Consider the following 25998-nt stretch of genomic DNA (forward strand, 5'->3'; position numbering starts at 1 on the left):
CGCGGTGCCCGCTGACACGCGGCGCCCCCTTCCGGATGGTAAGCGGCGCCCGCCGCGCCTCAATGGGCGAGGCGGCGGGGCAAAGCGGCGGCGCCCCAGGCGCGCAGCGAAGCCCAGATGCGCCGGTCGAGCTGGAACCGGTCCACCGGCACCGAGGCGCCGAGCGCCTTGACCCGGCACAGGCCGACGCCCGACCATTGGAAGCCGCACTTTTCCAGCACCCGGCGCGAGGCGGGATTGACCACCCGGGCGGCGCCGATGATGAGCTCGGTTTCGGTCTCGGAGAAGGCGTAGTCGATCACGGCGCGCACCGCCTCGGTGGCGATGCCGAGGCCCCAATGGGGCTCGCCGATCCAATAGCCGATCTCCGGGGCGCTCTCGCCGGCGCGGCGGCCGAAGGAGCACATGCCGGCGAAGCCGAGGTCGCCCTTGCGCTTGAGGAACACGGCGAAGCTGGCGGCGTCCGGAGCGGCGCCGAGGGTCTCCACGAAGGCGCGGGCGTCGGAGGCCCGGTAGGGATAGGGCAGGTTCGCGGTCATCTCCGCGATCTTGCGGTTGTTGGCGAGCTCCGCGACGGCAGCGACGTCCTCGATGCGCGGGGCGCGGAGCACCAGCCGCTCGGTCTCGAGGACGGGGATACAGCTTTCCGCGAGCGGCGCTCCGGGCGTGGTCTCGATGGTCGTCATTGCGGGCTCCTGTCGACGGTCGGTGCGACAAATGAAAAACCGGAGAGGCTTGCCGCCTCCCCGGTTCTCGGGAGCCCAGTTGCGCGGTGCGCGGTCCTGGTCAGGCTCCCCCCGGTTCGGCGACACCGGCGGGACCCTGCATTTTCAGGTCTCGCCGCTTACTCGGCCGCCTCGGCGGCGGCGGGAATGACGGATACGAAGGTTCGGTCATTGGCTTTGGTGCGGAACTCGACCTTGCCCTCGATGAGCGCGAACAGAGTATGGTCGCGGCCCATGCCCACATTGAGGCCGGGATGCCATTTGGTGCCGCGCTGGCGCACGATGATATTGCCCGCGACCACGGCTTGGCCGCCGAACCGCTTCACGCCCAGGCGCTTGCTCTCCGAATCGCGACCGTTGCGCGAGGAGCCGCCTGCTTTCTTGTGAGCCATCTTGCTCTCCTGATCTCGTTCTCAGGCCTCGTCCGCGGCCATGGGCCGGCGCGGCCTTGCGTTAAAGGGGGCGGCTCAGGCGCCGCGGATCTCGGTGATGCGCACGACCGTGAGGTCGGCGCGGAAGCCCCGCTTGCGGCGCGAATTCTGCCGGCGGCGCTTCTTGAAGGCGATGACCTTGTCGCCGCGCGTCTGCTCCACCACCTCGGCGGTCACCGCCGCGCCCTCCACCAGGGGGGCGCCCACGACGATGCTTTCGCCGCCGAGCATGAGGACCGGGAAGGAGACGGACGCGCCGGCCTCGGCCTCGATCTTGTCTACCGTGATGACGTCGTCGGCGGCGACGCGGTACTGCTTGCCGCCCGTCTTGATGACCGCGAACATTCTTGTCTCGCTCTGTTCCGCCACGCCTCGAAGGGCGGGCTTCTTCCGGTCGGAAATTTCAGGGATGCGGACGCAAGCGCCCACGCGAAGCGGGCTCCTTACCGCAAACGGCCGCGATTGGCAACGGGCGGGCGCCCGCGCAAGGCGCGGCGCCGGCCGGCGCCGGGGCGCTATTTCACGTCCACCGGCATGAAGGGAAAGGGCTCGGCCGGCTCGAACCGGGCCGCCGCATTGCCGGCATAGACCTTGCCGCCGGTGAGGGTGAGCTTCTTCACCGGCGCGCCGGGCTTGAGGTCGAGGTCCCCGAGCGGCACCCAGAAGCTGTTGGGGCTGGTGGACGAATCGAAGAAATAGACCTTGTTCTTCTGGTCGCTCACCGTGCGCCAGATGGTCTGGGCGAGGTTCGGCGCGCCGGGGGTGGTGAAGCCCAGGGGCACGCTCACCGCGCGCATCACGCTCGCCACCGAGGCCACCGCCTGGTTGTCATAGGACCGGTCCGGCACCGCCGAGATGATGGCGGGCTCGGCCTTGGTGGGCAGCGACTTGATGAGGAAGCTCGCGCGCACGAACCGGTCCGCGGCCCGGAAGGTGCCGGGCAGGAACACCTCGCCGCCGATCTCCTCCCAATAGGCATCGAGGGCGAGCTGCTGGTCGAAGGTCGGCGAGTTGGTCATCACCTGGTACTGGCGGCCGTGATGGATGACGAGCTTGCCGCCGAGATACTCGAAGATGGCGCTGTCGCCGGAGGCGTCCGAGATGGCGAGGTGGAGTTGCGCCGCCCGCCCATTGGGCAGCACCGCGGTGCGCACCACGAAAGTCTCCTTGGCGAGCGCGTCTACCGCCTCGGCGACGGTGGCGAAATTGTCGAGCACATATTGCGCCCACAGCGCCATGGAGAGCACCGGCCTGCCGCCGGCGGCGGGATATTCCGATTCCGCGAGATAGAGCAGATTGGCGGCCAGCCCCTTCTCGTTCATGCCGTCGGCGGTCCCCACGTCATAGCCCGAGGCGATCAGGCTGCCATATTTGGAGGTCCATTTGGGCGTGTCGCCGCCGGCCGCTCCGGTGCGCGCCATGCCGGCCGGGAAGACCCAGAGGTTGGTGCGCATGTCCTCCGACCAGTCCATGTTGCGGCCGGTGATGTTGACCCCCTCGCCGCCGAGATAGACCGCGCGGGTGCAGGCCTCAGCCCGGCCCGCGCCCAGCACCAGGCCGCCCACGAGGGCCGCGCCGGCGCCCAAGGCGAGGGTGCCGACATGGCTCGCAGCGAGGCCGGTGGCGGCGGCCGCGATGGCCAGTCCGCACAGGGCCGCGGCGCGTCCGCCCCGTCTGCGGGAAGCGGCGCCGCGCACCGGCTCACAGGTCTTGGAACATGACGGCATGGGATTCTCCTCGGCCGGTGGGCGCCGCGTCTTGCGCCGCCGCGTGGCGCGCTGAGGCGCGCCGACCCGCCGGTGCCCGAGCATAGCCCGAAGCGGATGGCGCCCGCATCCTCTCCCCAAGCAAGGCGAAGGGCCCTGCGGGGGATCAATTTTGGCTGTGCGCGGGCGCGAATTTGTCTAATTCGGTGGGCGGATGGCCCTACGGCCCAGCCCGAGCCCTGCCGGAGACCCTCCATGTACGACAAAGAGTCGAAGATGCCGTCCGCCATTCCGGTGATCCGCACCATCGCCATGCCGGCGGACACCAATCCGAACGGCGACATTTTCGGCGGCTGGCTCATGTCGCAGATGGACCTTGCCGCCGGCAACGTGGCGGCGCGCCGGGCGCGCGGGCGCACGGCCACTGTGGCGGTGGAGGCCATGAGCTTCCTCTCGCCCGTGGCCGTGGGCGACGAGGTGAGCCTGTTCGCCCATATCGCCAGGGAGGGGCGAACCTCGCTGCGCATCGAGGTGGAGGCTTGGCGGCGCGCCCGCGCGAGCGAGGAGACCACCAAGGTGACCGAGGCGGTGTTCACCTTCGTCGCCATCGACGAGAGCGGCCGCCCGCGCCCCGTGCCGCCGCCGGAATGAAGGGCGACCTCAGCCCAGCGCCACCATGTGGTTGTCGAAGCGCGGGCCGCCGGTGCGCCGCGCGGTGATGGCAACGCCGTCGCGCGCGGCGGCGATGCGCACCACCTCGCCATAGCCGGAGGTGGCAACGAAGGTGCCGGTCTCCGGCCCCGCCGCGAGGCCGCAGCCGTCGTTCAGCGGCACGGCGCCGAGATAGCGCCCGTCGGCCTGCCACACCGCCACCCGCCCGCCGCGCGGGCTGGCGCAGCCGACGAACCGGCCCGAGCGGTCATAGGCCACCGAGCCCACATAGCCGCGCAAGGCGCGCCATTCGTTCTCCGGGGCGTCGAACGGCGTCAGCGCCCCCGAAGCGGCGATGGCGAAGAGCAAAGGCCGCGCAACGCCGTCCTTCAGCAGCTCCTGCGCCGCCGCCACCGTGCCGCCCCGGCCGTCGCGGTCGAGGTGGCGCAGCGAGAGGCTCGCGAGGTCGGCGGACAGGCGTCCCTCGCCCCGGATGGAGCCTGAGGCGGGATCGAGCAGCGTGATGCCCGAGCCGGTCGCCTCGGCGTCGCGCGCCTCCGGCGTGTTGGGCTCGACGCCGCCATTGGCGATCACCAGCGCCGCGCCGGAGCGCATGAGGTCGTGCGGGCCGTCGCCGCCGCTCGCCCATTCGCCGACGACCTCGAAGCCGGCATCGACGCGCCGCACGGCGACCACGCCCCGCCCCATGGTGGGCACCGGGCCGCCCGCCGGCCGCTCGATCTCGTTGGTGAGGAACAGCGCGCCGTCCGGCGTGAAGCGCCCGTGGCCGGAGAACACCCGGCCCGCGCCGGGCGCGAAGCGGGCCACCTCGCCGCCGTGGCGGCGGTCGAAGACGATGGCCACATGCCCGGGCCGCCGCCCCACGGCCACGGCCAGCGGGCCTTCGGGGCTCGGCGCGATGCCGTGCAGCCGCGCCGGGGCCGGCGCGCGCTCGGCGGCGGCGAAGGCGCCGTCGACCGCCACCGCGGCAAAGCCCTCCTCCACGCCGGCGGTGGTGATCCAGCCCTCCTCGACGGCGTGGTCGAAAGCGTGGAGCCCGCCCGCGAATGCGCGCCCCGGCCCGGCGAGCAGCGCGCCGGAGGCGGCGAGGAAGGCGCGGCGCGTGATGCCGTTGGCGGTGCCGGTCATGGGCGGGTCTCCTCAGTCGCCGTCGAGCGCGTTGAAGCCCAGCGAGATGCCGAAATAGGAGGCGATGGGCTTGTAGACCGTGATCTGCGCGCCCTTGAACGCCTTGACGGCGGCCTGGATCGCCGCCGCGCCGGAGGCCGTCTGCGCCGCCGCGCCGAGATCGACGGGAAAGGCGGCGGCGGCCTGATCGGCGGCAGTGGCGGCCTTGTTCACCACGAATTGCGGCCGGCTCGGCAATTGCAGCGCGATCGCCTTCAGCAGCGCGTCGGCGCTCTCGATCATGGACTTCACAACCCGTCCCGAGCGGCCCGAGCGCCAATTGTCGGCCAGCGTCGGCTTGGCCTCGGACGGCCCGGCGCCGAGCACGGGCAGGATCCTGGTGTCGGTCACCCGCTGATAGGCGCCGGCGAGGTCGGTGAGGATCATGCCCGGCAGCGCGCCCACGTCCGGGAACAAGGCCGGGTCGCCCTTGCCGGAGACGATGGCGCCGAGCGCGCCGGAGGTCCGGTCGCCCCAGCCGGCGCGGATCTCGGCGGCGATGCGCGCGAGATTGCCGGCGATGGCGCTGCCGAAAGCGCAGCGCCGCGCCGCCTCGCCGCCGGCGACGAGCGCGGCGTCCGCGCCCTCTTCGAACAGCAGCCGCTCCATGGCCGGCAGGCCCTGCACCGCGGCGCTCGCCTGCGCGAAGCGCTCGGGCGCGAGGCGGTCCGCATCGGTGTCGCCGATCACCTCCGCCATGGCGCGGGCGACGGCATTGCGCCGGTCGGGGAAGAACGAGAACCGGTCGGCGCGCAGCGACAGCGTCACCGGCCCGAAGGTGATGAACTCCACCGCGTTCCAGGCGTCGTCCGCGGCGCGGTAGGCGTCCTTCAGCGCGCCGACGCCCGCCGCCTCCGGCTTGGCGCAGAAGGCGCCCCAGGCGTCCTTCTGGGCCGCGGTGGTCTGCACCAAGGCGTCGTAGCGCGGCAGCAGCCAGGTCTCGATCGGCGGCACCGGATCGAGGCTGGCGGCGGCGGCCGGCACAGCCGGCACGCCGGCCGCCAGGATCAAAGCGAGCGCCGCGCGGCGGGCGAGGGCGAAGGGGCGGCTAAAGGTCATGTCGCACGGCTCCCGGCGATGAGAATGCGGCCGGCCGCGGCCGGCTTTCGAGGCGACGCTACAGCGACGAGACATAAGCGACGAGCGCGGCCTTCTGTGGACCGGTGAGGGCGTTGAAACGCCGCAGTGCGCTGGCCGCCTCGCCGCCGTGCCAGGCGATCGCTTCCGGCACGTCGCGGGCGCGCCCGTCATGGAGCAGCCCGGTGGCGCGGGCGAGCGCGTCCGAAAGGCCGGCGAGCGGGGCGGTGCGCCATTCGGTGGGGGCGATGCCGGGCTCGGCCATGCCGTCCTTCAAGCCCTCGCCCAGATCGTGGAGGAGGAGGTCGGAGAACAGGCGGGCGCGGTCCGCGCCGGCGCCGATCTGCGGGCGGTGGCAGGCGGCGCAGCCGGTGGCGGCGAACAGGCGCGCGCCCTCCTCGGACGGCGCGCCGTCCGGCGCGCGGACCGGGAGCGTGGCCACATAGGCCACCACCCGGGAGAGGATGGGGTCGCCGATCTCCAGCGCATTGCCCTCCGGCCCGCGGGAGCCCTCGCTTTGGCCGTGCGGGGCATTCCGGCAGGCGGCCTGGGATGGGGTGCAGTCGCCCCATGGCGCGCCGTGGAGCGGGTTGGACATGCCAAGGTCGAGGAAGAAGGCCTCGGCGATCTGCTCGCGCAGCGTCGGGTGGGCGGACTTCCAGCCGAACCGGCCGATCTCCACCCGCCCGTCCGGCCGGGCGATGCGCCGGGCGCGGCCGGAGACCTCGCCGCCGGCGCGCGCCTGCTCGGCCTCCAGCGCCAGGATGTCGGCGTCGGTGATGCGGGCCATGGCGCCGCGGCCGTAGAGGTCCGGCGCGACGCGCAGCGACACGCCGCTCGGGGGCGCGAGCGGGCCGTAGCCGAGATCGCTCGCCTGCGGATGGCGGGCGCGCCGCCCGTCGGGAAGGAATTCGTCGCGGGCGCCGAGCACGCCCTCGGCGCGGATGCCGGGGGCGGCGTCGATCTGCAGCCTGCGGCCGTAGACCGGATCGCCCGCGCCGTCCGGCGCGCCGATCATCAGCACCACGCCGCGGCCTTCCAAATGCCCCTCGGCGTCGAAGCGGGCGGCGGCACGCCCATCCTTGGGATGGCAGGAGGCGCAGGAGCGCGCGTCGAACAGCGGGCCGAGCCCGTCATCGCCGCGGGTGGAGGCGGGCGCCGGCACCCAGGGGCGCTTGAACAGCGCCTTGCCGATCTTGATGTCGAGCTGGTCGAGGGCGCCGGCCGGCTGCGGCAGAAGCAGGAGGAGCGCGCCCGCGGCGGCGAGGAGGCGCCGCGCGCTCATGTGATCCGGAACCAGCCCATGAGGCCGGAATCCATGTGCTCGAGGATGTGACAATGGAACACCCAGTCGCCACTGGTCGCCTTGAAGGCGATCTCCACGCTTTCGTTGGGCTCCACCAGCACCGTGTCGGCGAGATATTGCGGCACGCCCTTCTTCCGCGACGAGGAGAGCACGCGGAAGATGTGGCCGTGCAGGTGCATCGGGTGGGGGTGCTTGGTCACGTTGGCGATCGAGAGGACGTAGCTCTCCCCGTCATGGAGCTCGTCGAGCGGCGGCGGCAGGCGCAGATCCGCCCCCGCGCCCCAGGAATTGCGGTTGATGGCCCAGAAGGTCTTGTCGCCGACGCAGAGCGAATCGATCAGCGCCTTGGCGAGCGGGTCGCCGGGCGGCAGCGGCGGCGCGACGGCGATGGCGCCCGCCGCCGTCTGGACCAGGAAGTCGAGGCGCTTCGCCCGCGTGAGGTCGGCCTGCGGCACCTCCTTGGCGATCGGCAAGGCGAGCGGCTTGAAGGGGCGCTTCTTCTTGCCCTTGTCCACCGCCACGAGGGTGGTGAGCAGATAGGGCTCGGCGGTGCGGTAGTCGTAGATCTTCACTTCCGCGCCCGGCCCCGGCATGCGCACATGGACGTCGAGCCTTTGGGCCGGGCCCATGCGCCAGACGCCGTCCGGAACCTTGTCGAGGCGGACCGGCGGGATCGCCTGCCCGTCGCAGGCGAGGATGGCCGCATCCTCGGTGTCGCAGCCGAAATCGATGACGCGGGTGGAATCGGCGACGATGGCGCGCACCCTCACGTCGCCGTAGGCCGGCGCCGCAACGCGCGGCGGCAGCACCCGGCCGTTGGTGGCGCGCACGGTGCCGAAGGTGCCGGCGGTGGCGGCGCCGTCGTTGGTGAACATATCGAGGAACTGGCCGTCCTCGCCGAGGCGCCAGTCCTTCACCACGATCACGTGCTCGAGGTCGAACGGGACCTTCTCCTCGGCCGGGTCGTCCACCAGCAGCAGCGCCACCAGACCGCGCCCCACCTGGCCGGTCTCGTCGCAATGGGGATGGAAGAAATAGAAGCCGGGATCGGGCAGCGGCACGTCATAGGCGAAGGAGGCGCCAGGCGGGATCGGCTCCTGGGTGATGGGGGCGACGCCGTCCGACAGATAGGGCACGCGCACGCCGTGCCAGTGGACCGTGGTCGGGTCGGGCAATTGGTTGCGGAAATCCACCTTGAGGCGGGTGCCCCGCCGGGCGCGCACGCGCAGCAGCGGCGTGCCGTTATAGGCGCAGACGTGGCGCGTCGCCGGCTTGCCCGCGCCGAGCAGGGGCACCTCCATCTCCTTGGCGAGCAAAGAGAAGGGGCGCACCGGCGCATCGGCGGGCAAGGTGTCGAGGGAGCGCGGCATCGGTCCGGCGGCAGAGGGGGAGAGCGCCAGCGTTCCCGCCGCCGCTCCCCCCAGAACGAAACCCCGCCGTGAGATCATGCGATGCTCCCGCTGGCCTCACTTCTTGCCGACCTTGCTCGGATCGTCGAGGCTGTCCGAGCCCTCCATCTTGATCTGCAGCTTCAGCGCCGCGACGCCGCGCTCGAAGGCGTGGGCCTGGGCGACGAGGGCGTCGACCCCGTCCTGGATCATCTTGTTGCCGGCCGCGTTCCCCTCGGCCAGCATCATGTCGTAATACATCTCGCCGCTGTCGCCCGCGTCCTTGATCTTCTTCAGCGCGGCGAGCGCCGCGTCGGACGCGGCGTCGATCTCGTCGGCGGCCTTCGGGTCGGCGGCGCGCACCAGATCGGCGACCGAGGCGCCGGTGACCTCGCTGCCATCGGCCTTCTTGTAGCGGCCATAATAGACGTCGCGGATCCCCACCTCGTCGAAATAGTGCGAATTGTGGGTGTTGTCGGAGAAGCAGTCGTGCTCCTCCTCGGTGTCGTGGAGGATCAGGCCGAGCTTCATGCGCTCACCCGCCAGTTCACCGTAGGAGAGCGAGCCGATGCCGGTGAAGATCACCGCCAGGCCGGCCTTGTCCTTCTTCTTCATGAGCGCGGCGCGGGCCTTGCCCTTCGGGCCCCAGGCCTTGGCCATCTCGTCGAGGTCGGCGACCAGCGTGTCGGTGGCGACCTTGAGATACTGGGCGCGGCGCTCGCAATTGCCGTGGGTGCAGGCCTTGGCGTCGTAGTCGGTATAGGGCCGCTCGCCGGCGCCCTTGGCGGTGCCATGCAGGTCCTGGCCCCACAGCAGGAATTCGACGGCGTGCCAGCCGCTCGTCACGTTGGCCTCGACGCCGCCGGCGGAATTGAGGTCGTGCAGCAGCTTGGGCGTGATCTTGGTGACGTCGATGGTCTTCTTGCCGACGCGGATCGACTTCGAGGCGATGATGTTGGCGGTATAAAGCGGATTCTCGTCCGAGGTCTCGCCGTAGGACTTCGTCTCCACATAGTCGATCAGGCCTTCGTCGAGCGGCCAGGCGTTCACGTTGCCCTCCCATTCGTCGACGATGGGGTTGCCGAAGCGGAACGCCTCGGTCTGCTGGTAGGGCTCGCGCGCCTTGCGCCAGGCATCGCGCGCGGCGCCGAGCGTCTCGGCGCTGGGGGCGGCGATGAACGCGTCCACCTTGGCCTGCAGCGCCTTGGCCGCAAGCGTCGCGCCCTCGTACATCGTCTGCGCGAGGTCGGCATAGTGCACGATGACGTCGCGCGCCTTGGGCGCCTTCGGAGCCTCCGCATGCGCCGGCATCGCGCAAACCGATGCGCCGATCGCTGCCGCGAGTGCGCCAATCATGATGTGGACGCGCATCGACCTGTCTCCTCGGATGGGCGCGTTTAAGATGGGAGAGGGCATTTCGCCCGTGCCGCGACCTTAGGGAGAGGTCCCCGCGGGAGCAAGGCGCGCGATAAAGAATAGAATTGTTCCACGGTATGAATTCGCCACCAATTGCGGTGTCGGAAAAGATGAAGCGGGCTCGACGGAGCCGGGCGTGACAAATCATCGTCGCCGGTGGATGGGGTCGATTTCTTCAAACCCGCGAGAGCGCGTCGCCAATACGCGCCCACCAAGCATTTCTTCGCCATTCGCGACACGCTCATGCGGCGTGAATCGCTGAAAAATGGAATTATTCCAAATCAAATAAAGGGCGTTCCCGATGACAGGTGCGGCGCTGCGGTGTAGGACTCGGGGCCGAAAATCGAGTTATCGCGCGATTACGCAAGGTAATTCCCATTCGAATTTGGATTCCATCCGGCGGCCGCGCGTATTCCGCCGGTTCCTGCTGCGTTCACGTTCCGGCATGAGTCTCCGGGGCGGCGCCGCAGGGTGTATCGAGGGCCCGGGCCATGCTTGCTGCGTTGCTGATCGTGTTCCGCGAGGTGCTGGAAGCCGGGCTGGTGGTCGGTGTGGTGCTCGCCGCGACCGAGGGCATACGCGGGCGCGCGCTCTTCATTTCCGCCGGCCTGATCGCCGGCGTCCTGGGCTCGGCGCTCCTTGCCTTGTTCGCCGACCGGATTTCCGGCCTGTTCGATGGCTCCGGGCAGGACGTGCTCAACGCCGCCATCCTCTCGGTGGCGGTGGTGATGCTGGTGTGGACCGTGGTCTGGATGGCGAGCCACGGGCGCGAGATGGTGGCCGAGATGAAGGCCGTCGGGCGCGACGTGAAGGAGGGGCGCAAACCGCTCGCCGCGCTCGCCGTCGTGGTCGGCATGGCAGTGCTGCGCGAGGGCGTCGAGATCGTGCTCTTCATGTACGGCATCGTCGCCACCGGCGCGGAGAGCGCGGTCGACGTGGCGCTCGGCGCCGGGCTCGGGCTCGTCGGCGGCGCCTTGGTGTCGTTCGTGCTCTATCGCGGGCTGGTGGCCATTCCGCTGAAGCACCTTTTCAAAGTCACCACCATCCTCATCACGCTGCTGGCGGCGGGCCTTTCCGCCCAGGTGGTGGGCATCCTCCAGGATGCCGGCTTCATCCAGTCGCTGGCCGATCCGGTGTGGAACTCCACCTGGCTGCTCGCCGACGACAGCGCGGTGGGGCGGGTGCTGCGCACGCTGGTGGGCTACCGTGCCGAGCCCACCGGGATGCAGCTGATCGCTTATGGCGCGACGGTGGCCGTGATCGTCGCCCTCTCGGCCGTGGTCAATGGCCGCATCGCCCGCGCGAAGCCGCAATCCGCCGGCGCCGCGCGCGCCTGAGGGCGGCTCCGGCTCAAGATCAGGGGGTCGCGCCCTCGTCGGCGTGGCGCGTCGCCAGCGGCAGGCAGGCGGTGGCGAGCAGCGAGCGATAGCGCCGCCGCGCATCGCGCGCGGTGCCGTTGTCGGAGATGGCGGCCTCCTGGAGTTCCGCCAGCGCCCACGGGTTGGGCTCCATCGGCAGAGCGGCGATCTCCGGCGCGTTGCGCGTGGTGATGAGGACGATGTCCTGGGGCGTGAGCGCCTGCAGCGCGTGGGCGGCGAGCTGGCGCTGATAGGCGCGGCGCTCCGGGGCCAATTGGTCCCAGTCCTCCAGCAGCGGGTAGCGCTGCCGGGAAAACGCGTGCATGGCACGCGCCACGCGTTCCACCATGTCCGCTGAGACCATCCCGCCCTCGCGTCACCTTGAGTGCGATCCGACCCTATGGAACCGCTGCGGTTCCATAGGGTCGGATCGCACTCTTGCTTATTGAATGGAGACGGATTCACTGCCCATAGTGAATCGCGTGGGCGATTCACTATGGGCAGATCCGGCTCTAGCCCAGATCCAGGGCCAGCATGCCGCGCCCCCCTTTCCTGAACGTTGCCTTCGCCCACTTGTTGGCATCATGGTCAATGAAGCCTTAAAAGGGGCGCTCCGGCCGCAGGCGCGCTTCAAGGTGTGGTGCGCGCGCAACGCCGGCCTCGCCCGCCGGCCTGCGAAGGCCCCCCTGATGGAGCACCCCATGTCCGTGACGCTGAAGGATCTCAAGGTGAAGCTCTTCACCGACGGCGCCGACAAGGCGCAGATCGTCGAGATGGCCAAGCAGTCCTTCATCGCCGGATTCACCACCAATCCCTCTTTGCTGCGCAAGGCCGGGGTCACCGATTACGAGGCCTATGCCCGCGACCTCGTGGCCGCGGTGCCGGACCGGCACATTTCGTTCGAGGTGATCTCCGACGACATCCCCGAGATGCGCCAGCAGGCCCGCCTCATCGCCACCTGGGGCGCCAACGTCCACGTCAAGCTGCCGGTCAGCACCACCCGCGGCGAGACCCTGTACGAGCTGGTGCGCGACCTTTGCCAGGACGGGGTGAAGGTGAACCTCACCGCGATCTTCGCCGAGCCGCAGGTGGAGGCCGGCGTCGCCGCGCTCGCGGGCGGCGCGCCGTCCTGCATCTCGGTGTTCGCCGGCCGCCTCGCCGACCTCGGCATCCCCTACGCCCCGGCGGTGAAGAAGGCGGTGGCCCTCGCCCGTGCCACCGCCAATGTGGAGGTGATCTGGGCCTCCACCCGCGAGGTGTGGAACGTGATCGAGGCGGACGAGATGGGCTGCCACATCATCACCGCCCCCGCCGACGTGCTGAAGAAGATGCCTGCGCTCGGCTCCAAGACCGCCGAGGATCTCGCCCTCGACGCGGTCAAGGCGTTCCGCACGGACGCGCTCGCCGCCGGCCTCACCCTCGACGCCTCCCGCGCCGCCGCGGAATAGCGCGGCCGGCATCGGCGGTTTCGGGCGGCAACCGCGCGCGGCGGCGAGGGCCGCCGGCCGCGTCTTTTCCGCGCGCCGTTGCGCCGTCGCCACAGGCTGTTAGACTGATGCCGACGCGGACGGTTGCCGATGCGCCGTTTGGCTGCGGCGGCGGCCGTGGCAAGGGGAACAAGATGAAGGACGAGGCGCACGGATCCCTCGGGGGGCCGGAGCCGTCTTGCCGCGAGGGGTTCGGCCAGGGGCACGGTCTTCAGGGACGCGGTCACACGGATCGCGGGCGGGCGCCCGACGAGCGGAACGGCAGGGCGGAAGCGATGCGTGCGAGCGCGTCGACCGCGCCCTATGCCGCGATCGACCTTGGCACCAACAATTGTCGTCTGCTGGTGGCGCGCCCGACGCCGCGCAGCTTCCGCGTGGTCGACGCCTTCTCGCGCATCGTGCGGCTCGGCGAGGGCCTCTCCAGCACCCGCCGGCTCAGCCCCGCCGCCATGGACCGCGCCGTCGCTGCGCTCGACATCTGCGCCGGCAAGATGGTGGCCCGCGGCGTCGGCCGCGCCCGCATCATCGCCACCGAGGCCTGCCGGGCGGCCGAGAACGGCGAGGAATTCCTCGACCGGGTGGAGACCCGCACCGGCTTGAGGCTCGAAGTGGTGGACCGGCGCACCGAGGCGGGCCTTGCCGCCGCCGGCTGCGCGCCGCTGGTGGATCCCCATTGCGACGGCGCGGTGCTGTTCGACATCGGCGGCGGCTCCACCGAGGTGGTGTGGCTGAGCCGCCGCTCCGCCGGCGACGACGGCCCGCCGCGGGCGCGCATCCGCTCCTGGGTGTCGCTGCCGGTGGGCGTGGTCTCGCTGTCCGAGCGCCATGGCGGGGTGAGCGTGTCGCGCGAGATGTTCCGCGCCATGGTGGACGAGGTGTGCACGATGCTCGACGGCGTGCGCCAGAGCTGGGGCGTGCGCGCGCCGAACCGCATGCACCTCATCGGCACCTCCGGAACGGTGACCACGGTGGCCGGCATCCATCTCGGCCTGTCGCGCTACGACCGCGCCCGCGTGGACGGCGCCTGGCTCGGCGCCGGCGACATCTGCGAGGTGGTGGGCCGCCTGATGTCCATGAGCTTCGAAGAGCGCGTCTCCAACCCCTGCATCGGTGCCCAGCGGGCCGATCTGGTGCTGGCCGGCTGCGCCATCATGGAGGCGGTGCGCGAGATCTTTCCGGCCGAGCGCCTGCGCGTGGCCGACCGCGGCCTGCGCGAGGGCATGCTGGTGCAGCTGATGCGCGCCGACGGCGTCTGGCGCCGCGCCGGCCGTCCGGAGGCCGAGGCCCAGGATGCCGCCCAGGACGCCGTCCAGGACCCCCCTGAGGACCCCTGCTCGTGAGCGGCGAGGCGCGCGGACCGGACGGCCGGCCGCTCAAGGTGCGCGTGAAGAGCGCGCGCGGCCGCACCACCTCCTCGCAGAAGTGGCTCCAGCGCCAGCTCAACGACCCTTATGTGGCGCGTGCCAAGCGCGAGGGCTGGCGCTCGCGCGCCGCCTTCAAGCTGATCGAGATCGACGAGCGGGCGAAGCTCCTCAAGCGCGGCATGCGCATCCTCGATCTCGGCGCCGCGCCCGGCGGCTGGAGCCAGGTGGCGGCGAAGAAGATCGGGCTCGAGCAGGGGCAGGGCCGGATCGTCGCCATCGACCTGCTCGAGATCGACCCCATCCCCGGCGTCGTGTTCGAGCAGATGGACTTCCTCGCCCCCGACGCGCCGGAGCGGCTGATGAAGCTGCTCGACGGGCAGGCCGACCTCGTGATGTCCGACATGGCGGCCAACGCCACCGGCCACAAGAAGACCGACCATCTGAGGATCGTCGGCCTGGTGGAGCTCGCCGCCGATTTCGCCCGCAAGGTGCTGGCGCCGGGCGGGTCGTTCCTCGCCAAGGTGATCCAGGGCGGCACCGAAGGCGCGCTGCTGGCGGACCTGAAGCGCGACTTCGCCCAGATAAAGCACGTGAAGCCCGCCGCGAGCCGCGCCGACTCGGCCGAGCTCTACATGCTGGCGACCGGGTTCCGGGGCAGCGCGGCCGGTGACCGGGACACGGCCGAGGCCGAGGACTGACGCCTTACGGCGGGTTCTGGACCTCGCCCCGGGGATCGGGCAGCTCGGGCTTGCGCGCCGAAAGCGAGGCGCCGGCATCCCGCGGCAGCGCCACGAAGAACACGAGGCTCACGAGGCTGACCGCCGCCACCACCAGGAACGCGGTGGTGAAGTCGCCCAGCGTCACCTGGGTCTCGCCGCGTCCGCCGCGCATCAGCTCCAGAACGAAGCCGGCGAGCGCCACGCCCATGGACAGCGACACCTGCTGGGCGACGCTGGCGAACGAGGTGGCGCGGCTCATCTCCTCCGGCTCCACGTCGGCATAGGTGAGCGCGTTGAGCGCCGTGAACTCCAGCGAGCGCAGGAAACCGCCCACCAGCAGCACGCTCATGATGACCCAGTGCGGCGTGCCGGGCGTGAACAGGGCGTTCAAGGCCATGAAGCCGGCGCACAGCACCGCATTGACCACCAGCACGCGCTTGAATCCGAGCCGCCGCAGGATCGGCGCGGCGGTGAACTTCATCACCATGGCGCCCGCCGAGGCGGTGAAGGTGAGCAGGCCCGAGGCGAAGGCCGACAGCCCGAAGGCGAGCTGGAACATCAGCGGCAGCAGGAACGGCATGGCGCCGATGCCGACCCGGAAGAAGCTCGCGCCCACGACGCCGGCCCGAAACGTGGGGTAGCGCAGAAGCTTGAGGTCGATCACCGCATGGGGCGTGACCCGGGCGTGGAACCAATAGAGGACGAGGCTGGCGAGGCCGGCCGCCGACACCACCGCGGCGATCCAGGTGGGCACCAAATGCTGGCCCATCACCGCGAAGCCGAACACCAGGCCGGCGAGCCCGACCCCCGAGAGCACGAGCCCCTTCAGATCCAGCGGCGGCACGTCCTCCTCGCGCACGTTCTCGATGAAGCGCGTGGCGAGGAACACGCCGAGCACGCCGATCGGCACGTTGATGAAGAAGATCAGCCGCCAGTCGAAATAGGTGGTGATGAAGCCGCCGAGCGGCGGCCCGAACACCGGGCCGAGCAGGGCCGGAATGGTGAGCCAGGCGAGCGAGGCCACCAGCTCGCTCTTCGGCACCGAGCGCAGGATCACCAGCCGGCCCACCGGCACCATCATCGCCCCGCCGAGCCCCTGGACGATGCGGTAGAGCACGAAGTCGAGCAGCGACGAGGACAGCCCGCACAGGATCGAGCCGAGGGTGAAGATGACGATGGCGGTGCGGAACACCGTGCGCGCGCCATAGCGGTCCGCCGCCCAGCCGCTGGCGGGGATGAACACCGCCAGAGACAGCAGATAGGAGGTCAGCGCCAGCTTCAGCGCCACCGGGTCCTCGTTGAGGTCGGCGGCGATCGCCGGCAGCGAGGTGGCGATCACGGTCGCGTCCACCTGCTCCATGAACAGCGCGCAGGCGACGATCAGCGGGATCAGGAGGTGCGGCGGCAATGCGAGGCGGGGAGAAAGGCGGGACGAGCGGGCCATGGGGGCTCCATCGGGGCTGCCATCCTTAAGCCATTGCCCGCAGGCGAAGAAGGGGAGGGCGTGGCCATCGCGCCGAGGTGAATGCGGCCGCGCTCGCGCTGTGGCCCGGGTGCCGGACGCCGCCGGCGCGGCGGCGGGCAAGCTCCCTTGCGTGCGGGCGAACGGCTCCCATATGCAGCATCGGGCCTCGAAGGAGGGCCTGGACGCGCTATGATCTACATTCTCGCCGCTCTGCTTCCGCCGCTCGGCCTGCTGATGAACGGGCAGCCGATCTCGGCGCTGGTGAACCTGGTCATCATCGTGCCGTGCATCCTGCTCGGCCTGATCTTCCCGCTGTTCTTTCTGGTGCCGTCGGCCCATGCGGTGATCGCGGTCCACATGAAGCGGACCGACCGGCGCCAGCGCGAGATCGTCGACGCCATCGAGCGGCACGGCCCGCCGCCTCCCGGCTGGCGCCCGTGAGCGCCCGCGGCCCGCACTGACGGCCGAGCCACCGAACGATAGGCGCGCCCCTCGGGGCGCGCTTTCTGTGCCGGCCTCAGAAGAAGCGGCGGGTGGCCTCGCGGTCCTCTTCGGCCGCCGGCGCGCTCTCGCGGGCGAGGCGCACCGTGGTCTCCTCCCGGCGCACGAAATCGGCGAAGGCGTCGAGCGGGTCGGGCTCCTCGGCCGGCTCGCCGCGCAGGGCCACCGGCTCCGCCGCGGCGGCTGCGGGGCGGACGACCGGCGCCAGCTCTTCCTGATCGTCCACCGGGATGGCGCGCGAGGAATCGGTGGTGCGCGTCGCCTTGATGTCGAGCCACGGCAGCGGGTAGGGCGAGGCGATGTAGGCGACGCCGTCGTCCTGCTCCCAGGCGATCATGTAGACCGCCTCCTCCGCCGGCATGCCCGGCAGGGAGAACATCTGCGGCATCTCGCGGGCCTGTCCGCTCCAGCCCAGGGTATGGGCCAGCTGGAAGGCCTCGTCGAGGAAGGCGCTCACCGCGGCGAGGCGGTCCGCCCTCAGGCCCTGAAGAAAATCCACGTCCAGAAGGTGGCGCAGATAGGCTTCCACGCTGTCCCCGGCGGCCCACTGGGCGCCGGTGGCGAACTGGTAGACATAGACGCGCGGGTTCTCCATCACGCAACTCCGGCTGTTCGACGCAAGATCGGTCGACGGGGGCAACGGCGCCCGAGGCGCTCCGTTCCCCGGCTTCCGACCGGGCCCTTTATATTTCAACCACGCCGGTTAAGACAGTGTGCCCTGACGCAATGGCATGCCGGGCCCGTCCGCGATGCCGCCGCCTCGGACACAAATATTTGTTTTACAATGGGTTATCAGAGGCGCTGCGTCCGGCTTGGTTAACGGATGCCCAGCCGTCTGAGGTAACCGAGGAAAGATCGCCGCCCTTGCGGCTCATCCCAGCGGCTGCGCGTCCCGCAGGATCGCCTGCGCCTCGCGGCTCGGCGCGCCCCCCGCCTCGGCGAGGACGAGGCCGGGCAGGAGCGCCGGCGGCGTGCGCCGCCCCTTCAGCGCCCGCACGATCAGCCGGCCCGCCGGCGCGCCGGGGCCGGGAAACAGCGGAATCAGCTCCGCCGCGCCGAAACGCCCGGCAAGCACCTGGAGAATCTCCGCCAGCGCCTGCGGCCGGTGGATGAGGCATAAGGTGCCGCCCGGCGTGAGGCAGCGGTAGGCGCTCTTCACCCACGCTTCCAGGAGGCCGGTCCCGGCATCATGGGCGAGCGCCCGCCCGCCATGGGGCGAAACCCGGTGCGCCGCGCGCGCGTTGTAGGGCGGATTCATGAGCGCCAGGTCGGCCGCCCCCGCGGCCGGCTCGGGCGGCCCTGCGGCGCGCGCCAGCGCAAGCACGTCCGCCGCCACCGCCCGGCAGCGCGGGGTGAGGCCGTTCGCCGCGATGTTCGCACTCGCGAGGGCGGCGAGCGCAAGGTCGATCTCCACCAGCGTGCCCTGCGCCTGCGGGCAGCGGACGAGGAAGGCGAGCCCGGCCGTGCCCACGCCCGCGCCGAGGTCGATCATGCGCCGCGCGCCGGCGGGCGCGGCGGCGGCGAGCAGGATGGCGTCGTGGCCGGCGCGGTGGCCGGACCTGGGCTGGGCGAGCGCGAGGCGGCCGCCGAGCACGGTGTCGCAGGTGGTCGCGCCGGGCGCCGCCTCAGCCATGGCAGGCCTCAGCCCGGGTCCAGCAGCGCATAGGCCCAGCCCGCGTCGACGAGCAGGCGCCGCGCCCGCGGCGCGTCGTCGTCCACCACCAGGAGGCGGCGGGGCAGGATGCCGATGGAGCCTTCGAGCGCGCTGATATGCGCGTCCGCCACCATGTGGCCGATGTCGGCGGCCTCGAGCAGGGCCTCCATGGCGCTGAGCAGCACCATGTCATTGGTCCGCGCCAGCTCCCGCATCGCTTCCTCTCGATACCGCCGGCCGCGCGCCTTGCGGCGGTGCGCCGCTTGCACGCAACCCCCCGGCATCCCTATGGTGCGGCTCGAAGAAAGACAAGCGGGAGCGCATTTTGGCCCTCGTCCTACCGTTCGAGCCCAACGAGCCGTCCATCGAGGCCTTGGTGCGCCTCGTCTCCGCGGACATGAACCGCGTCAACGCGACCATCCTGTCGCGCACGGGCTCCGACGTGGCCATGATCCCGGAGGTGGCGAACCACCTGATCTCCTCCGGCGGCAAAAGGTTGCGGCCGATGCTGACGCTCGCCTGCGCCGCCTTGTGCGGCTACCAGGGCGAGGGCCATGTGAAGCTCGCCGCCGCGGTGGAGTTCATGCACACCGCCACTTTGCTCCACGACGACGTGGTGGACGAGAGCGACATGCGCCGCGGCAAGCTCGCCGCGCGCAAGCTCTGGGGCAACGAGGCCAGCGTGCTGGTGGGCGATTTCCTGCTCGGCCAGGCGTTCAAGATGATGGTCGAGGTGGGCTCCATGCAGTGCCTCGACATCCTCTCCAACGCCGCCTGCGTGATCGCCGAGGGCGAGGTGATGCAGCTCGCCGCCGCCAAGAACACCGCCACCTCCGAGGACGACTATCTGGCCGTGATCCGCGGCAAGACCGCCGAGCTGTTCGCCGCCGCCTGCGAGGTCGGCGCGGTGCTCGGCCAGCGCTCGAAGGCTGAGCTTGGCGCCTGCCGCTCCTACGGCATGAATCTCGGCATCGCCTTCCAGCTGGTGGACGACGCGCTCGATTATGGCGGCAGCCAGCAGAAGCTCGGCAAGAACGTGGGCGACGACTTCCGCGAGGGCAAGATCACCCTGCCGGTGCTGCTCGCCTTCCGGCGCGGCGACGGGCCGGAGCGCGCCTTCTGGCAGAAATGCCTGGAGGACGGCGAGCCGACCGACGCCCACCTTGCCCAGGCCATCGGCCTGATGACCAAGCACCGGGCGCTGTCCGACACCATCGAGCGCGCGCGCCACTACGGCGCCATCGCCAAGGACGCTTTGGCCCTGTTCCCGCCGAGCGCGGCCAAGGACGCGCTCATGGAGGCGGTCGACTTCTGCCTCTCCCGCGCCCACTGAGGGGGCGCCTCACCTCAGCGCCAGCCGGTATCTCTGCGGGAACGGCGTGCCGCCCATGTCCACCGGGCCGAGGGGGCGGGCGGCGGGGCGCTTGAGCACCGCCTTGACGATCTCCGGGATCATCGCCGCGCCCACGTAGCGCCCCAGGCATTCATGGTGGCCGAAGCCGAAATGCAGGTAGGCATGGGTCGGCCGGTCGGCCCGGAAGGCCTCGGGCTCGTCGACGAAATCGGGATCGAACATGGCCGAGAGGCTGAGCGGGAGCACGTTCGTGCCCTTGCCGATCACCTTCTCGCGCGCCAGGCCCTTGGCGATCGTGACGGTCTCCGCCGCATGGCGGAACATGAAGGCGACGATGGGCGAGAAGCGCAGCGCCTCCCACACATAGCCCGCCACCAGCGCATCGTCGCCCGCCTGCGCTGCCGCGCGGGCGCCGGCCAGCGCGTCCGGGCGGGCGTAGAGCTCGGCCAGGGCGTTCACCACCGCCTCGGCGGTGGTCTCGATGGCGCCGATCAGCAGGCCGCCCACATTGATCACCACCCGGTCCATGCCGAAATGGTCGGCCTGGGGCAGATTGAGGCTGAGGATGCGGGTGAGCATGTCGTCGGGCGCGGTGCCGGCCTTGATCTCGGCGAGCCGCGCCGGGATCAGCTGGGCGAACAAGGCGCGCAGCTTGACGCGCGACTCTTCCGCCGCTTGGTGGATGGCGTCCGCGTCGGGGCGGCCGTCGAAGGGCAGGTTGTTGAATTGGTCCATCTGGTTGGCATAGGACCAATCGAGCAGGTCCTGGTCCGGCCCCTTGATGCCGAAATAGCGCTGCACCACGCGCATGGGCACGAAGCGGGCGAGCTGGGAGACCACCTCGACCTCGCAGCCAGCGGCATCCAGCGCCGCCTCGGCGATCTCGGCCACCATCTCCCGCACGCGCGGCAGGTCGCCCCAGGCGAGGATCGCGCGCATCACCGCCTTGTCGCGATAATTGATCTCGGTCTCGTCCAGAGCGAGCATGAACTCGCCCATCTTCGGCTTGTAGAGCTCCACCGTGAACACGCGCGGCAGGCAGAGCACCTCCATCACGTCCGCGCGCTTGGCGACCAGCGTCACCTCGCAGGTCTCATAGATCGGCGCGTGGGCGCGCAGCTCGGCGAAGAAGGCGCGCGGCTCGCTGGCGATCAGGTCGCGGGCGAGCGGCCAGCGGGCCGACGGCGGCAGCGCCGCGAGCCGATCGAGATAGGGCGTCTTCGCCCTCGAGGGCGCCTCTGCGCACGCGGTCATCGTGGTCCCTCCAGGATCTTCAGATATTCGACGATGGCGTAGCGGTCCTGCGGCTTCAGCCGGGGCTCGGGAAAGGGGTGCCCGGCATTGGAATTGCCCGGCAGCGTGGTGTCGAAGCGGAAGGCCCGCGCCTGCTCGGCGGTGGACAGATCCTCTTCCGAGGAGACGAAGCCGAGCTTCTTCGGGTCGTAGCGCGTCGCGCCGACATAAAAGGTCTTCGGCCGCTCCTCCTCGGGCGCGAGCAGGTCGTAGACGGTGGGCACCGAGCCGTTGTGCAGGAACGGTCCCGTTGCCCAGATGCCGGCGAGCGGGCCGGTCTTGTAGGCGGGCGGCGCGGCCCAGCCCGCCTGCGGCTTCTCGGATCCGGGCGCGAAGCGCCAGCCGTAATAGGCCTTGCGCGCATCGCCGGTGATGCCGCGCGCGCGCAGGTCGTTCTCCACCATGGCGTTGGCCGTGAGCAGCAGGATGCCGCCGGCCGGCACGCGCGGCGCGCCGCCGAAGGCGGGCGCGAGCGGCCCGGTCTCGGCCATGCGCCCGGCGAAGTTGACGAGCATCTTCGGGTCGGTCTTCACCACCTCCTGGGGCACCATGGAGACGGCCAGCCAGCGCCGGCCGCCCTCGGTCTCCGCGGCGGCGGTGTAGCGGTAGTCCGGGCCGCCGTGGCAGCCGGCGCAATGGGTCTTGAACAGCTCGGCGCCGTTGGCCGCGAGCACCGGATCGACCGGGCCGAGCAGGTTCTGCGGATACGGCGGCGGCTTCAGCGTCGCCACCCAGTCCTCCAGCTGCTTCAGATTGTCGAGCAGCGCGGCCGAGGAGAAGGCGGCGACATTGCCGCCGGCGAGGTTCGCATGGCCGAACACGCCCAGCACCTCGCCGAGGTTGCGGCCGATGGGATTGCCGGCGACGCCGTTCCACTGCACGTAGCGCTGGCCCGGCGTGGTCCACAGGAAGGGATAGCTCACCGGCGCGTCGGGGATGCGGAAGTTGGCCTCGACGCCCAGCGCCTCGGCGGCGATCGCGTTGAGGATATGGCCGAAGGCGTCGAGCCGGCCGCGCCCGTAGGGGACGGGTGTGAAGGCGGCGGCCTGGATACGCCGGATCTCGGTGGCGGTGGCCTCCAGTTGGGCGTGGACCGCCTTGGGGTCCTGCTTCAGGCGGGCGGCGAAGCGGGCAAACTTCGCCGGGTCGGAGAGCGTCGCGTCGAGCGCCTTGGACAGGCGCGCCATCAGCATCTGGAAGTCGCCCGCCGCGGCGCCGCCGTCGATCCATACCCGCGTGCCGGCAAGCGTGATCTCGCCAGTGTGGCAGGCGGCGCAGGTGAGGCCGACCATGGGTCCAGCCGCGCCGCCGGGCGCGGGATCCTTCGCAAAGCCCACCGGCAGGCGGTCGGGATTGCGCGGCGAGGCGGCGGGCGCCGGCAGGAAGCCGGTGGCGGCGATGTGGCGGTCGTCCAGGAACAGGCCGTCGCCGTCGGGCTGTTCCAGCGCCAGGAGGAAGGCGTAGGGCAAAAGCCGCGAGCCCTGGGGCGTGTAGTAGAACGCCTCGCGCATCTCGGCGGACCAGCCCTGGTCGAGGAAGGCGGGCGGCGGCAGCGCCGCCTCCGGCGGCGGCGGCGTGTCCGGGCGCGTGAGATAGAGCTCGACGCCCGCCACCAGGGCACCGACCACGAGGATTGCGGCGAGCACGCCGATGATCCGTCTTGCCATATGGTTCGTTTCCTTCGCCCCCGCGCCGCCTCGAAGGCCGCGCGCCCATCCCGTTGCCGCGGCGCCGGTGGTCGGCGCCGGCCGCTGTCCTCCCCACGCTGCGCCAGATGGCCGCCGGCGGCGCCGCAACTCACGGGATAGCGCACGCCTTTGACGGGCGTGTTGCGCTGCCGCTGGCCATCTGCGACCGCACGCCTCAGGCGAGCGTAAGGTCGAGGCTCTCGCGCAGGCGCGCCACCAGTTCGCCCTGGCGGCGGGTGTCGGTCTTCTCGTAGAGCGCCTTCAGCTGGCTGCGTGCCGTGGACAGGGCGACACCGCGCTGCTCGGCGAAATCGGCGAGCGAGGCGCCCACCGCCAGCGCCGCGGCGAGCGCGGCTTCCGCGGGCGTGAGCGTGAAGCCGGTGGCGAGGCGCCGCGCCGCGTCCGCCGCGCCGCGCCCGGGGGCGCGCACCACCACGGCGATCTGCGAGCGCAGCGTGAGGTTCACCTTGCCCTGCACCTGCGGCAGCGGATGGAGCGAGAGGCGATAGGGCGCCTCGTCCGGGTCCTCGCGCTCCAGCTCCATGTGGTCGGCATGGGCGAGCTCGGCCTCGCCGCGGCGGGCGGCGAGCGCGTGCGCCACCGATTGCGCCAGCTGGCGGGTGGCGCGGGCGTCGCGCAAGGCGAGCTTGCCCGCGCGCACCGTGATCTCGCCGCCCTTCAGCATGGCCTCGCCCGCCCGGTTCACGTGGGCGACGCGCAGGTCCGCGTCGGCGAGGAAGATGCCGGCGTCGACGATGTCGAGCGCGGCGCCGATGTCGTCCACCTTCGCCTTGGCTTCATCGAGGATGGCGTAATATTCGAACGCCCGGCGCAGATGCGGCACCACGAGGCCGAGCTTCTGCTTCTCCGGCGCGCCGAACGGCCCCTTGGCCCGGCCGCGCATGGCGGCGATGGTGGCCATCACATCGGCTTCCTGCGCGAAGTAGGAGACCAGCGAATGCTCGATGTCCATGGGCTCCACCACCTCGCGGAACAAGGCGGAGGCGCGGAACTGATCGGCGTCCACCCCGTCCTCGCCGCAGATCACCCGGCCGGGATTGGAGAGGATGTAGGACAGACGCGGGTCCTCGGTGGCGTGGCGATAGAGGAAGGTGCGGTAGGCCATGGGGTCGTGGCCCCACACGCGCCAGGTGGGCTTGCGCTGCTGCTTCAGGCTGAACACCGCCAGCTGGCCGACCCGCCCATCGATGAAGCGGGTGACGCTCTCCAGCACGATTCCCCACTGCGCGGGGTCCACGCTGTACTCGTAGACGTCATTGAGAAGACGGGAATATTCATCGAGATCGCTCATGACCGCCCCTGGTTGGCGCGCGCCGGATCCCGCTCTCCGCCGCGCTTCATGGTCGAACGTCAGGCTGGCACCAAGTGCGGATGCACCGGGGCCCCGCTGCGGCATCCGCTCCCGCAGGGATGCAGGCACAACGCCACGCCCGGCACACGACACCGCCACGGCCCAGCATTGCACATCGGCCGAAGGGTGCAAGGCAACCCCAGGCGGGTCATCCCCCATTTGCAGGATGCCTGGGTGCGGCGCTCCGTGTTCGCCTGCGGGTGCCGCGCGTCGGCGCCCGTCTCCAGCGGCGCCCAGCGGCGGAGACGTGGATGAAGGTAGTCAAGAGGCCGCAGAACATGGACCGCGACCATTTGCGGCCGACCACCCGGGACGCCATCGTGGAGCGCGTGCGCTCGCTCGCCTTGGAGGCCGGCGCGCAGCCGCGCGAGCAGGGATTCTCGCGGCTGTTCCCGGACCTCGCCGCACCGGCGCACCGCCTGCCCGAGGGCTCGCGCACCCTCGACAGGCTGCTCGCCCTCGCCGAAGCCATGGCGGAGGGGGAGGTGATCGATCGCGAGCCGCGCCGCAAATGCGCCGGCGACGGCGACCTGCCGGCCGCCTACACCTATCTGACGGCCTTCGTGCTCAACGATCTGGTATGGCAGCGCCGGCCGGCCGGCCTTCCGGCCCGCCCGTCCGAGAGCGCGCCCATGGAGTGCCTCGATTTGCTGGTGAACCGGCGGGCGGGCGCCCTCGACCTCGAGAGCATCTACGACGCCCCGCGCGATCCGCAGGACGTGCGGCGCATGCTGCTCGGGCGCGTCGCGCCGGCGCCGGCGGGCGTTGCCGGCCCCCCGCGCAAGGCCGACGCCAACGACCTGCCGCGCCAGCCGCGCAGCCTCGATCCCGGCCGCGACCGCGTCGCCCGCGTGGGCGACCCGCGCAACGACGCCATGCTGGTGATGAGCCAGCTTCACGTGGCGTTCCTGAAGGCCCACAACACGCTGGTGGGCGACGGCCTCACCTTCCAGGAGGCGCGGCTCGCGCTGCGCGAGCGCTACCGCTGGATGGTGCTGAACGACCTGCTGCCGCGCCTGTGCGATCCGCAGGTGCTGGCGGCGGCACGGACGCGTGCCGCGCTCGGGGCAGGGGCGCGGGCATCGGTGCCGGCGGAGTTCGCTGCCGCCGCCTTCGTGCTCGCCCCCACCATGGCGCGGCCGAGCTACGACTACAATTGCCGCTATCGCAACGTGGAGCGCGGCGCGCTCGGCACGCGCCTCGTGCTCGGCACCGCGGGCCGGGGCTACGACGCCCTGCCGGAGCACTGGATCATCGCCTGGGAAGGCTTCCTGCCGCTGGAGGCTCTGGCGCCGCAGCGCGCCCGTGCCATCGACTCCCGCATCGCCGGCGCCCCGGCCGCCGCCGGCACGCTGGCGCGCCGCCAACTCCTGGAAGGCTACCGGCTGGGCCTGCCCACGGGCCAGGCCGTGGCGGCCCATCTCGGCCTCGCCCCGCTGTCCGGCGCGCGGCTGCTCGCGGCGCTGCCGCAGAGCCAGCGGGAGGCCGCCGCCCCGTTCGCGCAGGCGACGCCGCTGTGGTTCTACATTCTGGCGGAGGCGGGAGATCCCGAGGGCCCGGCCGGCGTGCGGCTCGGCCCGGTGGGCAGCCACATCGTCGCCGCGACCCTGTGCGGCCTGATGGGACGGGGCCTGCCCGACACGCCGGGACGCCCGTTCGACCACTTCACCTTGAGCGACCTGATCCTGCTCGCCGCGGAGCAGGACCTGTTCCCGCCCGAGGCGGCCGGACCCTAGCGCGCCTGCGCGCGCCCGGCACGGGAGGCGCCCGGAGCCGGAGCCGCATCGGCCGCCCTTCAGCCCGCCAGAGGCGTTCGTCGACCAGGCGGCGCCGATCGCGGGTCCCGCGTCCCATC

At 71.3% G+C, this 25998-nt stretch carries 25 protein-coding genes; 8 read left to right on the forward strand and 17 right to left on the reverse strand.

The genetic code is table 11. The annotated features are described in order from the left end of the window. Positions 1-59: 59 nt before the first annotated feature. From ABLE88_RS13170 to ABLE88_RS13185, 4 genes are all read right to left on the reverse strand, one after another. Positions 60-686 carry a GNAT family N-acetyltransferase gene (locus ABLE88_RS13170; protein ID WP_348832135.1) on the reverse strand — a complete coding sequence of 209 codons (627 nt, stop codon included), beginning with the start codon at positions 684-686 and terminating at the stop codon, positions 60-62. Positions 687-844: 158 nt separating this feature from the next. Then, on the reverse strand, positions 845-1117 hold the full coding sequence (gene rpmA / locus ABLE88_RS13175; RefSeq protein ID WP_348832136.1) for a 50S ribosomal protein L27: 273 nt from the start codon (positions 1115-1117) through the stop codon (positions 845-847). Positions 1118-1192: 75 nt separating this feature from the next. After that, a complete protein-coding gene (rplU, locus tag ABLE88_RS13180) occupies positions 1193-1501 on the reverse strand; it encodes a 50S ribosomal protein L21 (RefSeq protein ID WP_348832137.1) in 309 nt (102 codons plus the stop codon). A gap of 170 nt (positions 1502-1671) precedes the next feature. Next, entirely contained in the window at positions 1672-2883 is a 1212-nt protein-coding gene (locus ABLE88_RS13185; protein ID WP_348832138.1) for a linear amide C-N hydrolase, read from the reverse strand. A gap of 234 nt (positions 2884-3117) precedes the next feature. Here ABLE88_RS13185 and ABLE88_RS13190 point away from each other — a divergent pair, with 234 nt between their 5' ends. Beyond that, positions 3118-3513 (forward strand): acyl-CoA thioesterase, encoded by a 396-nt coding sequence (locus ABLE88_RS13190; RefSeq protein ID WP_348832139.1) that lies wholly within the window; start codon positions 3118-3120, stop codon positions 3511-3513. A 9-nt stretch (positions 3514-3522) separates the two neighbouring features. Here the strand turns inward: ABLE88_RS13190 and ABLE88_RS13195 are convergent, their stop codons facing one another. From ABLE88_RS13195 to ABLE88_RS13215, 5 genes are read right to left on the reverse strand one after another with little or no spacing between them, the layout of a single operon-like run. Next, positions 3523-4662, reverse strand: a complete 1140-nt coding sequence (locus ABLE88_RS13195; protein WP_348832140.1) for a DUF1513 domain-containing protein — start codon at positions 4660-4662, stop codon at positions 3523-3525. A 12-nt stretch (positions 4663-4674) separates the two neighbouring features. Next, positions 4675-5760: an imelysin family protein gene (locus ABLE88_RS13200; RefSeq protein WP_348832141.1), complete on the reverse strand. Its 1086-nt coding sequence runs from the start codon at positions 5758-5760 to the stop codon at positions 4675-4677. Positions 5761-5818: 58 nt separating this feature from the next. After that, a complete protein-coding gene (locus tag ABLE88_RS13205; protein WP_348832142.1) occupies positions 5819-7063 on the reverse strand; it encodes a di-heme oxidoredictase family protein in 1245 nt (414 codons plus the stop codon). After that, on the reverse strand, positions 7060-8532 hold the full coding sequence (locus tag ABLE88_RS13210) for a multicopper oxidase family protein (protein ID WP_348832143.1): 1473 nt from the start codon (positions 8530-8532) through the stop codon (positions 7060-7062). Before ABLE88_RS13210 ends, ABLE88_RS13205 begins: the two co-directional genes overlap by 4 nt. Positions 8533-8550: 18 nt before the next feature. Beyond that, positions 8551-9843 carry an imelysin family protein gene (locus ABLE88_RS13215; RefSeq protein ID WP_348832144.1) on the reverse strand — a complete coding sequence of 431 codons (1293 nt, stop codon included), beginning with the start codon at positions 9841-9843 and terminating at the stop codon, positions 8551-8553. A 536-nt stretch (positions 9844-10379) separates the two neighbouring features. Here ABLE88_RS13215 and ABLE88_RS13220 point away from each other — a divergent pair. Then, positions 10380-11225 carry an FTR1 family iron permease gene (locus ABLE88_RS13220; protein ID WP_348832145.1) on the forward strand — a complete coding sequence of 282 codons (846 nt, stop codon included), beginning with the start codon at positions 10380-10382 and terminating at the stop codon, positions 11223-11225. 19 nt (positions 11226-11244) lie between these two features. On the opposite strand, the gene ABLE88_RS13225 is transcribed toward ABLE88_RS13220, so the two are convergent. After that, positions 11245-11610 (reverse strand): hypothetical protein, encoded by a 366-nt coding sequence (locus ABLE88_RS13225; RefSeq protein ID WP_348832146.1) that lies wholly within the window; start codon positions 11608-11610, stop codon positions 11245-11247. A gap of 337 nt (positions 11611-11947) precedes the next feature. On the opposite strand from ABLE88_RS13225, the gene ABLE88_RS13230 reads away from it, so the two are divergent. The 3 genes from ABLE88_RS13230 to ABLE88_RS13240 are packed head-to-tail and all read left to right on the forward strand — an operon-like array spanning position 11948 to position 14795. Continuing rightward, positions 11948-12694, forward strand: coding sequence for a transaldolase family protein (locus ABLE88_RS13230; RefSeq protein WP_348832147.1), 747 nt, complete (start codon positions 11948-11950; stop codon positions 12692-12694). Continuing rightward, a complete protein-coding gene (locus ABLE88_RS13235; protein WP_510182896.1) occupies positions 12691-14073 on the forward strand; it encodes a Ppx/GppA phosphatase family protein in 1383 nt (460 codons plus the stop codon). Before ABLE88_RS13230 ends, ABLE88_RS13235 begins: the two co-directional genes overlap by 4 nt. Then, positions 14070-14795: an RlmE family RNA methyltransferase gene (locus ABLE88_RS13240; RefSeq protein WP_348832149.1), complete on the forward strand. Its 726-nt coding sequence runs from the start codon at positions 14070-14072 to the stop codon at positions 14793-14795. The genes ABLE88_RS13235 and ABLE88_RS13240 overlap by 4 nt, the downstream gene beginning before the upstream one ends. A gap of 4 nt (positions 14796-14799) precedes the next feature. Here ABLE88_RS13240 and ABLE88_RS13245 read toward each other — a convergent pair whose 3' ends face one another. Continuing rightward, entirely contained in the window at positions 14800-16260 is a 1461-nt protein-coding gene (locus tag ABLE88_RS13245) for an MFS transporter (RefSeq protein ID WP_348832150.1), read from the reverse strand. A 210-nt stretch (positions 16261-16470) separates the two neighbouring features. On the opposite strand from ABLE88_RS13245, the gene ABLE88_RS13250 reads away from it, so the two are divergent. Further along, on the forward strand, positions 16471-16722 hold the full coding sequence (locus ABLE88_RS13250) for a hypothetical protein (protein WP_348832151.1): 252 nt from the start codon (positions 16471-16473) through the stop codon (positions 16720-16722). Between the two features lie 76 nt (positions 16723-16798). Here the strand turns inward: ABLE88_RS13250 and ABLE88_RS13255 are convergent, their stop codons facing one another. The 3 genes from ABLE88_RS13255 to ABLE88_RS13265 form a co-directional block, all read right to left on the reverse strand. After that, positions 16799-17377 carry a hypothetical protein gene (locus ABLE88_RS13255; protein WP_348832152.1) on the reverse strand — a complete coding sequence of 193 codons (579 nt, stop codon included), beginning with the start codon at positions 17375-17377 and terminating at the stop codon, positions 16799-16801. Positions 17378-17653: 276 nt separating this feature from the next. Then, a complete protein-coding gene (locus ABLE88_RS13260) occupies positions 17654-18415 on the reverse strand; it encodes a tRNA1(Val) (adenine(37)-N6)-methyltransferase (protein WP_348832153.1) in 762 nt (253 codons plus the stop codon). Positions 18416-18423: 8 nt separating this feature from the next. After that, positions 18424-18651 carry a putative signal transducing protein gene (locus tag ABLE88_RS13265; RefSeq protein ID WP_348832154.1) on the reverse strand — a complete coding sequence of 76 codons (228 nt, stop codon included), beginning with the start codon at positions 18649-18651 and terminating at the stop codon, positions 18424-18426. 110 nt (positions 18652-18761) lie between these two features. Here ABLE88_RS13265 and ABLE88_RS13270 point away from each other — a divergent pair, with 110 nt between their 5' ends. Next, complete coding sequence (locus tag ABLE88_RS13270) at positions 18762-19769, forward strand: polyprenyl synthetase family protein (RefSeq protein ID WP_348832155.1); 1008 nt, start codon at positions 18762-18764, stop codon at positions 19767-19769. Positions 19770-19778: 9 nt separating this feature from the next. On the opposite strand, the gene ABLE88_RS13275 is transcribed toward ABLE88_RS13270, so the two are convergent. The 3 genes from ABLE88_RS13275 to ABLE88_RS13285 all read right to left on the reverse strand — a co-directional run bounded on the left by ABLE88_RS13275 (position 19779) and on the right by ABLE88_RS13285 (position 24083). Continuing rightward, positions 19779-21044 (reverse strand): cytochrome P450, encoded by a 1266-nt coding sequence (locus tag ABLE88_RS13275; RefSeq protein WP_348832156.1) that lies wholly within the window; start codon positions 21042-21044, stop codon positions 19779-19781. Then, positions 21041-22750, reverse strand: coding sequence for a di-heme-cytochrome C peroxidase (locus ABLE88_RS13280; RefSeq protein WP_348832157.1), 1710 nt, complete (start codon positions 22748-22750; stop codon positions 21041-21043). Before ABLE88_RS13280 ends, ABLE88_RS13275 begins: the two co-directional genes overlap by 4 nt. 196 nt (positions 22751-22946) lie before the next feature. Next, positions 22947-24083, reverse strand: a complete 1137-nt coding sequence (locus tag ABLE88_RS13285) for a helix-turn-helix transcriptional regulator (RefSeq protein ID WP_348832158.1) — start codon at positions 24081-24083, stop codon at positions 22947-22949. A gap of 311 nt (positions 24084-24394) precedes the next feature. Between ABLE88_RS13285 and ABLE88_RS13290 the strand changes: the two genes are divergently transcribed. After that, on the forward strand, positions 24395-25879 hold the full coding sequence (locus ABLE88_RS13290) for a peroxidase family protein (protein WP_348832159.1): 1485 nt from the start codon (positions 24395-24397) through the stop codon (positions 25877-25879). Positions 25880-25998 lie beyond the last annotated feature (119 nt).

Source organism: Xanthobacter luteus (genome assembly GCF_040049235.1).
In the GTDB taxonomy this organism is placed as follows: domain Bacteria; phylum Pseudomonadota; class Alphaproteobacteria; order Rhizobiales; family Xanthobacteraceae; genus Xanthobacter.

Bases quoted from the DNA above. Each gene is read 5' to 3' on its own strand.
- ABLE88_RS13170 (WP_348832135.1), bottom strand. From the start codon at position 686: ATGACGACCATCGAGACCACGCCCGGAGCGCCGCTCGCGGAAAGCTGT.
- rpmA (WP_348832136.1), bottom strand. From the start codon at position 1,117: ATGGCTCACAAGAAAGCAGGCGGCTCCTCGCGCAACGGTCGCGATTCG.
- rplU (WP_348832137.1), bottom strand. From the start codon at position 1,501: ATGTTCGCGGTCATCAAGACGGGCGGCAAGCAGTACCGCGTCGCCGCC.
- ABLE88_RS13185 (WP_348832138.1), bottom strand. From the start codon at position 2,883: ATGCCGTCATGTTCCAAGACCTGTGAGCCGGTGCGCGGCGCCGCTTCC.
- ABLE88_RS13190 (WP_348832139.1), top strand. From the start codon at position 3,118: ATGTACGACAAAGAGTCGAAGATGCCGTCCGCCATTCCGGTGATCCGC.
- ABLE88_RS13195 (WP_348832140.1), bottom strand. From the start codon at position 4,662: ATGACCGGCACCGCCAACGGCATCACGCGCCGCGCCTTCCTCGCCGCC.
- ABLE88_RS13200 (WP_348832141.1), bottom strand. From the start codon at position 5,760: ATGACCTTTAGCCGCCCCTTCGCCCTCGCCCGCCGCGCGGCGCTCGCT.
- ABLE88_RS13205 (WP_348832142.1), bottom strand. From the start codon at position 7,063: ATGAGCGCGCGGCGCCTCCTCGCCGCCGCGGGCGCGCTCCTCCTGCTT.
- ABLE88_RS13210 (WP_348832143.1), bottom strand. From the start codon at position 8,532: ATGATCTCACGGCGGGGTTTCGTTCTGGGGGGAGCGGCGGCGGGAACG.
- ABLE88_RS13215 (WP_348832144.1), bottom strand. From the start codon at position 9,843: ATGCGCGTCCACATCATGATTGGCGCACTCGCGGCAGCGATCGGCGCA.
- ABLE88_RS13220 (WP_348832145.1), top strand. From the start codon at position 10,380: ATGCTTGCTGCGTTGCTGATCGTGTTCCGCGAGGTGCTGGAAGCCGGG.
- ABLE88_RS13225 (WP_348832146.1), bottom strand. From the start codon at position 11,610: ATGGTCTCAGCGGACATGGTGGAACGCGTGGCGCGTGCCATGCACGCG.
- ABLE88_RS13230 (WP_348832147.1), top strand. From the start codon at position 11,948: ATGTCCGTGACGCTGAAGGATCTCAAGGTGAAGCTCTTCACCGACGGC.
- ABLE88_RS13245 (WP_348832150.1), bottom strand. From the start codon at position 16,260: ATGGCCCGCTCGTCCCGCCTTTCTCCCCGCCTCGCATTGCCGCCGCAC.
- ABLE88_RS13250 (WP_348832151.1), top strand. From the start codon at position 16,471: ATGATCTACATTCTCGCCGCTCTGCTTCCGCCGCTCGGCCTGCTGATG.
- ABLE88_RS13255 (WP_348832152.1), bottom strand. From the start codon at position 17,377: ATGGAGAACCCGCGCGTCTATGTCTACCAGTTCGCCACCGGCGCCCAG.
- ABLE88_RS13260 (WP_348832153.1), bottom strand. From the start codon at position 18,415: ATGGCTGAGGCGGCGCCCGGCGCGACCACCTGCGACACCGTGCTCGGC.
- ABLE88_RS13265 (WP_348832154.1), bottom strand. From the start codon at position 18,651: ATGCGGGAGCTGGCGCGGACCAATGACATGGTGCTGCTCAGCGCCATG.
- ABLE88_RS13275 (WP_348832156.1), bottom strand. From the start codon at position 21,044: ATGACCGCGTGCGCAGAGGCGCCCTCGAGGGCGAAGACGCCCTATCTC.
- ABLE88_RS13280 (WP_348832157.1), bottom strand. From the start codon at position 22,750: ATGGCAAGACGGATCATCGGCGTGCTCGCCGCAATCCTCGTGGTCGGT.
- ABLE88_RS13285 (WP_348832158.1), bottom strand. From the start codon at position 24,083: ATGAGCGATCTCGATGAATATTCCCGTCTTCTCAATGACGTCTACGAG.
- ABLE88_RS13290 (WP_348832159.1), top strand. From the start codon at position 24,395: ATGAAGGTAGTCAAGAGGCCGCAGAACATGGACCGCGACCATTTGCGG.